Raw genomic sequence first — 6,277 nt, 5'->3', positions numbered from 1 at the left:
CCGGCGGCGGCGGCGAGCAGCGCCGCCCGGTCGGTCTCGATCGCCCGGGCGCCCGCAGCCCGCAGCTCGACCAGCCGGTCGGCCAGGCGCTCGTAGAGCTGGGTGCCGAAGATGCGCTGCAACAGCCCGCGCCGGTCCTCGGGCGCCGCACGCAGGAACCGCGCGAACTCTCCCTGCGGCAGCACGACGGTCTGGGCGAACTGCGCCCGGTCGAGGCCCACGAGCCGCACGATCTCCGCACCAGCCTCGTCCAGCCGGTTGGCCAGCGGCACGCCGAGCACGTCGAGCTCGTCGAGGCTGCCGTCCGCGTCCGGGGGCAGCCGCCAGAGCCGGACGCTCGCCTGGGCCGTCGTCGTCCCCGCGCCGCGCCGCTTGGCGCGCTGGTAGGCCGGGGTGCGCCGCACCCGGAACACCCCGCCCGGGACCTCGAACACGAGGTCGACGAACGTCTCCACGTCGTCGGCGGCGAACGAGGAGCGCAACCGGTCGTCGCTGGCCTGCTCCCCGGCGACCTTGCCGTAGAGCGCGAACACGACGGCGTCGATGAGCGTCGACTTGCCCGCACCGGTCGGCCCCTCGAGCAGGAAGAGCCCCCCGGCGCCGAGGGTGGCCAGGTCGATCGTGTGCCGTCCGGCGAACGGCCCGACCGCCTGCAGGGTGAGCGTGCGCAGGTGCATCAGGCGCTCGCCCCGGCGGCAAGCACGTCCTCGTAGGCGCGGGTGAGCACGGCCGTCTCGGCGGCGTCGGGCCGGGCGCCGGTGACGTGCGCGACGAAGTCGGCCGCGACCACCAGCGGGTCGCTGGCCTCGTGGACCGCGGCGGCCCGGGTGGACGTCGGGGCGCCCTGCGGCTCGTGCTGCACGACGAGCGCATGGGCGAACCGCTCGCGCACCCGGCGGTAGAGGTCCGGCGGGCGGGCGACATCGGTCACGGTGACGGCGAGCCAGTCGTCGAGGTACGGCTCACCGGCCGCGCCGAGCAGCTCGTCGAGCGTGCCGCGCACCTGGGACAGCCGCCGGGGCACCGGCGCGGGGACCAGCGTCGTGCGCGGCGACGCCCCGCCCAGCTCGACGAGCACGGTCGACTTGGGCACGGCCCGCTCGCCGAACGAGTACGCCAGCGGCGACCCGCTGTACCGCAGCACGGTGCCGTCCGGCCCGGACACCTGCTGCGGGGAGTGCAGGTGACCGAGCGCCACGTACTCGACCCCGGCGAACACCCCGGCCGGCACCTGGTCCACCCCGCCCACCCGGATGTCCCGCTCGGACTCGCTGGCCGCCCCGCCGACGACGAACGCGTGCGCCACCACGACCGGGTGCACCTGCCGGCCCGGCGCACCACCGACGCCGGTACGGCGCGCGGCCGCATCGGCCCGGACCAGGTCCAGCGCGGCGGCGACGACGGCCTCGTGGCTGCGCGCCGTCGGCCCGTCGGGCCCGCCGAGCTCGGCCCGGGCGAAGTCCGGGTCCAGGTACGGCAGCCCGTACACGAGCACGTCGTCGGGCAGCTCGACGGGGGTCGCGAGGTCGGCCACCCGGGTGCGCACCCGGACGCGCTCGCGCATGAGCGCCGCACCGAAGCCGAGCCTGGTGGCCGAGTCGTGGTTGCCGCTGGTGAGCACGACGGTGGTCCGGTCGGCCAGCCGGGCGAGGGTCTCGGACAGCAGCGTGACGGCCTCGACCGGCGGGATCGCCCTGTCGTACACGTCCCCGGCGACGAGCACCGCGTCCACCCGTTCGGCGTCCACGAGCTCGACGAGGTGGTCGAGGTAGGCCGCCTGGTGGCCGAGCAGGTCGACGCCGTGCAGGCTGCGGCCCAGGTGCCAGTCGGACGTGTGCAGCAGCCTCATGGTCGACGACGCTAGCCGCGCCGACCCACAGCGGTGCGCCACGGGTCCACAGGTCGGGCCGGGGCTCAGGCCTCGGGCTGCAGGGACCCGGCCATGCCGATCATCTCGAGGGCGTCGGTGAGCACCCGCTGCGGGTCGCGCAGCCGCAGCTCCAGCCCCGCCTCGCCGACCGCACGCGCCAGCTGCAGCACGAACGCCAGACCGGAGGAGTCGACGAACGTGGTCCGGCTCGCGTCGACCACGACGGGCTGCTCGGCCATGAGGGCCAGGCCCATGCCGTCGCTGGCCTGCTGGCGCAGCGCCGAGTCGATCTCGCCGACCAGTCGGACGCAGGTCACGGGTCCCTCGGACTCCACCAGGATGGTCCCGGTGGCCGACCGGTCGTGCAGGTCCGTCATCGCCTCGTCGCTCCTCGGGCTCGCCGACCGGCTGGTCGGGGCGTGCGCAACGTCGCGCAGGCCGAGCGTCCCACTCTGCCACCACCGGGCCCCGGATGCGGGGCGCTGGGTCCCGGCACCAGGTTCTGGGGACTCAGGCGGGTTCGGTGACGTCCTCGACGGTGGCGTCCAGCACCCGCACCAGGTCGTCCCCGTCCACCGCGACCGCCACCCCGTGCGCACCGCCGCCGATCGACGCCGGACGGCCCGGCACCTGCGCATCGGCGACCACCGGCCAGGGGTGCGTGGCGCCGAACGGGGTGATGGTGCCGCGCTCGTACCCGGTGGCCTCGCGGGCGGTCGCGGCGTCCGGCAGCGAGAGCCGGTTGACGCCGAGCAGCGCGCGCAGCTTGGGCCAGGAGATCGTCCGGTCGCCCGGGACCAGCACGAGCACGTAGTCGTCGGCCCCGCGGCGCACGACGAGCGTCTTGACGATGCCGGCCGGGTCGATGCCGCGCAGGGCGGCGGCCTCCGCCAACGACGAGACCGGACCGTGCCGGGTCACCGTGAACTCCAGACCTGCGGCGACCAGGGCGGCACGCGCCCGCAGCTCACCCTCGGTCGGGTACGGGGTTCCGGCGGGCGAGGCGTCCATGTCCGCCACTGTAGGCACGCCCGGACGACGGGCCCGCCCCGGCCGTGCACCGGACGCACGGGCGCCGGGGCGAATCCAGGTGGCGCAGGGCTGGACAATGGCACCCGTGCCCGAGCCCACCCGTCCCGACCGTCGTGGCGGACGCCGGGGACCCCGGACGGACGACGGCCGCACCACCGGGGACCGCGCCGGCCGTGCCCACGGCGGCGGGGCCCGACGGTCGGGCTCGCGCCGCAACCCCGGCCCGGACCCCGCGCGGCTGGAACGTGCCGCCGCGGCCCGCGCCGCCGTCGTCCTGCCGCCGATCACCTACCCCGAGCAGCTGCCGGTCAGTGCGCGGCGCGAGGAGATAGCCGCCGCGATCGCGCACAACCAGGTGGTCGTCGTCTCCGGGGAGACCGGGTCGGGCAAGACGACCCAGCTGCCGAAGATCGCCCTCGAGCTGGGCCGCGGGCGCACCGGCCAGATCGGGCACACCCAGCCGCGGCGGATCGCGGCCCGGTCGGTGGCCGAACGCGTCGCCGCCGAGCTCGGCACCCCGCTGGGCGAGGCCGTCGGCTACCAGGTGCGGTTCACCGACACCTCCTCGGACTCCACGCTGGTCCGGGTGATGACCGACGGCATCCTGCTCGCGCAGATCCAGCGCGACCCGATGCTGCTGGCCTACGACACGATCATCGTCGACGAGGCCCACGAGCGGTCGCTCAACATCGACTTCCTGCTCGGCTACCTCACCAACCTGCTGCCGCGCCGCCCGGACCTCACGCTGATCATCACCTCGGCGACCATCGACTCGGCGCGGTTCGCCGAGCACTTCGGGCGCGAGGGCGCCGACGGGGTCCGCATCCCGGCACCCGTCGTCGAGGTCACCGGCCGCACCTACCCGGTCGAGGTCCGCTACCGGCCGCTGGACGGCGAGCGCGACATGGTCACCGGCATCACCGAAGCGGTCGACGAGCTCATCGGCGAGGGCCCGGGCGACATCCTCGTGTTCGCCTCGGGCGAGCGGGAGATCCGGGACGCCGCCGACGCGCTGCGCACCTCCCTCGGCACCCGGGTCACCGACCCGCGCAGCCCGGGGGCGGTCGAGCTGCTGCCGCTGTTCTCCCGGCTCTCAGCCGCCGAGCAGCACAAGGTGTTCGAACCGCACAGCGCACGCCGCGTCGTGCTCGCCACGAACGTCGCCGAGACCTCGCTCACCGTGCCGGGCGTGCGCTACGTCGTCGACCCGGGCACGGCCCGCATCTCGCGCTACTCCAAGGCGACCAAGGTGCAGCGGCTGCCGATCGAGCCGATCTCGCAGGCCTCGGCCAACCAGCGCTCGGGCCGCTGCGGGCGGCTGTCCGACGGCATCGCGATCCGGCTGTACTCGCAGGAGGACTACACCGGGCGCCCGGAGTTCACCGAGCCGGAGATCCTGCGCACCTCGTTGGCCTCGGTGATCCTGCAGATGGTCGCGGTCGGGGTGGTCGAGACCCCGGACGACGTGGCCCGGTTCCCGTTCGTCGACCCGCCGGACACGCGCTCGGTGCGCGACGGCGTGGCGCTGCTCACCGAGCTGGGTGCGCTGGCCGCCGACGAGACCGGGCACGTGCGGCTCACCGCGACCGGCAAGGCGCTGGCCCGGCTGCCCGTCGACCCCCGGCTGGCCCGGATGGTGGTCGAGGCGGGGCGGCGCGGGGTGGCCCGTGAGGTCGTCGTCATCGCCGCGGCGCTGTCCATCCAGGACCCGCGTGAACGGCCCACCGAGCAGCGCGAGCAGGCCGACGCCCTGCACCGGCGGTTCGTCGACCCGGGCTCCGACCTGCTCACCTACCTCAACCTGTGGACCTGGCTGCGGGCCCAGCGGCGTGAGCTGTCCGGGTCGGCGCTGCGACGTCGGCTGCGCGGCGAGCACCTCAACTACCTGCGGGTGCGCGAGTGGCAGGACGTCGTCACCCAGCTGCACGAGCTGTCCAAGGAGCTGCACATCGACTCCTCGGGTGCGCCCCGGCCCGTCGGTGACACCGGGGACGACGACCCCGAGCGCACCACCTGGACCTGGGACGGCGACCGCGTGCACCAGTCGGTGCTGGCCGGGCTGCTGTCCCAGATCGGCATGCAGGAGGCCACCGAGGTCCGCGCCGGCCAGGACAAGGCGCACGGCAAGGCCGCCGACCCGCGGGCGTCCCGTCGTCCGCGCAACGACTACCTGGGCGCCCGGGGCGCCCGGTTCGCGCTGTGGCCCGGCTCGGCGCTGTCCCGCCGCCCACCCGCGTGGGTGATGGCCGCCGAGCTCGTCGAGACCAGCCGGCTGTGGGGTCGTGACGCCGCCCGCATCCGCCCGGAGTGGGCCGAGGAGCTGGGCGCGCACCTGGTGAAGAAGGTGTACTCCGAACCTGCCTGGTCGACCCGGCAGGGTGCGGCGACCGTCACCGAGAAGGTGTTCCTCTACGGCGTCCCGCTGGTCGCCGACCGCCGCGTGCTGCTCGCCAAGGTCGATGCGCCGCAGGCCCGTGAGCTGTTCATCCGGCACGCGCTCGTCGAGGGCGCCTGGACCACGCACCACGCGTTCTTCGCCGACAACCGCCGGCTGCTCGGCGAGCTGGCCGAGCTGGAGGCCCGGGCCCGCCGCCGCGACCTGCTGGTGGACGACGACGTCCTGTTCGACTTCTACGACGAGCGGGTGCCGGACACCGTCGTCTCGGCCGCCCACTTCGACCGCTGGTGGAAGGAGGCCCGGCGCACCGACCCCGAGCTGCTCACCTTCACCCGCGAGCTGCTCGTCGGCCCGTCGGCCGAGCAGGTGGACGATGCGGCGTTCCCGTCCACCTGGCCGCACCGCGACCTGCAGCTGCCGCTCACCTACGAGTTCGAGCCGGGTTCGTCGGGCGACGGGGTGCGGGTGCACGTGCCGCTCACCGCGCTGTCGCGGATGGTGCCCGACGGGTTCGACTGGCTGGTGCCGGGGATGCGCGCCGAGCTGCTCACGGCGACCATCCGGGCGCTGCCGAAGGCGGTCCGGGTGCAGCTCGTGCCGGCCCCCGACGTGGCCCGTGCGGTCGACGCATGGATGGAGCAGAACCTCGCGACCTGGGCGGACACGGTCCGCGCGGCCGACGCCGCCCCCGGCTTCCACGAGGCGTTCGCTCAGGCGGTGCGCGCGCTGCGGGACGTGCAGGTGCCGCCCGATGCGTTCGACGACGACCGGCTGCCGGCGCACCTGCGCATGACGTTCCTGGTCGAGGACTCCGCCGGCCGGGTGCTCGACCAGGGCAAGGACCTCGCGGTGCTGCAGCGCCGGCTCGCGGGCAAGGCGCAGCAGGCGGTCTCCTCGGCGGTGCGGACCGCGGTGCAGGCCGCGATGTCCGAGGCCCGACCGACAGGAACCGGTTGGCCGTCGTGTTGCCCACGACG

Annotated in this window: 5 protein-coding genes; 1 reads left to right on the top strand and 4 read right to left on the bottom strand. The window is 75.1% G+C overall.

Features of this window, described 5'->3' with window-relative positions; translation table 11 throughout:
- From F2B26_RS13950 to F2B26_RS13935, 4 genes are all read right to left on the bottom strand, one after another.
- Window positions 1-677: AAA family ATPase (locus F2B26_RS13950; RefSeq protein ID WP_159810392.1), on the bottom strand; the 677-nt coding region annotated here is incomplete at its 3' end.
- The gene (locus F2B26_RS13945; RefSeq protein ID WP_159810390.1) at window positions 677-1,849 is read right to left on the bottom strand and encodes an exonuclease SbcCD subunit D; all 1,173 of its coding nucleotides are present in this window, start codon (window positions 1,847-1,849) and stop codon (window positions 677-679) included. The genes F2B26_RS13950 and F2B26_RS13945, both read right to left, overlap by 1 nt.
- A gap of 65 nt (window positions 1,850-1,914) precedes the next feature.
- Window positions 1,915-2,247: an STAS domain-containing protein gene (locus tag F2B26_RS13940; RefSeq protein ID WP_159810388.1), complete on the bottom strand. Its 333-nt coding sequence runs from the start codon at window positions 2,245-2,247 to the stop codon at window positions 1,915-1,917.
- Window positions 2,248-2,380: 133 nt separating this feature from the next.
- The gene (locus tag F2B26_RS13935) at window positions 2,381-2,881 is read right to left on the bottom strand and encodes an aminoacyl-tRNA deacylase (RefSeq protein WP_159810386.1); all 501 of its coding nucleotides are present in this window, start codon (window positions 2,879-2,881) and stop codon (window positions 2,381-2,383) included.
- Between the two features lie 97 nt (window positions 2,882-2,978).
- Between F2B26_RS13935 and hrpA the strand changes: the two genes are divergently transcribed.
- The coding region (hrpA, locus tag F2B26_RS13930; protein ID WP_159810384.1) for an ATP-dependent RNA helicase HrpA at window positions 2,979-6,277 on the top strand (3,299 nt) is incomplete at its 3' end.

It is taken from the genome of Cellulomonas citrea, assembly GCF_009829685.1.
GTDB classification, from domain to species: Bacteria; Actinomycetota; Actinomycetes; order Actinomycetales; family Cellulomonadaceae; genus Cellulomonas; species Cellulomonas citrea.
The sequence above is the reverse complement of the archived record's forward strand: the minus strand, read 5'-3'. Positions and strand labels throughout refer to the sequence as shown.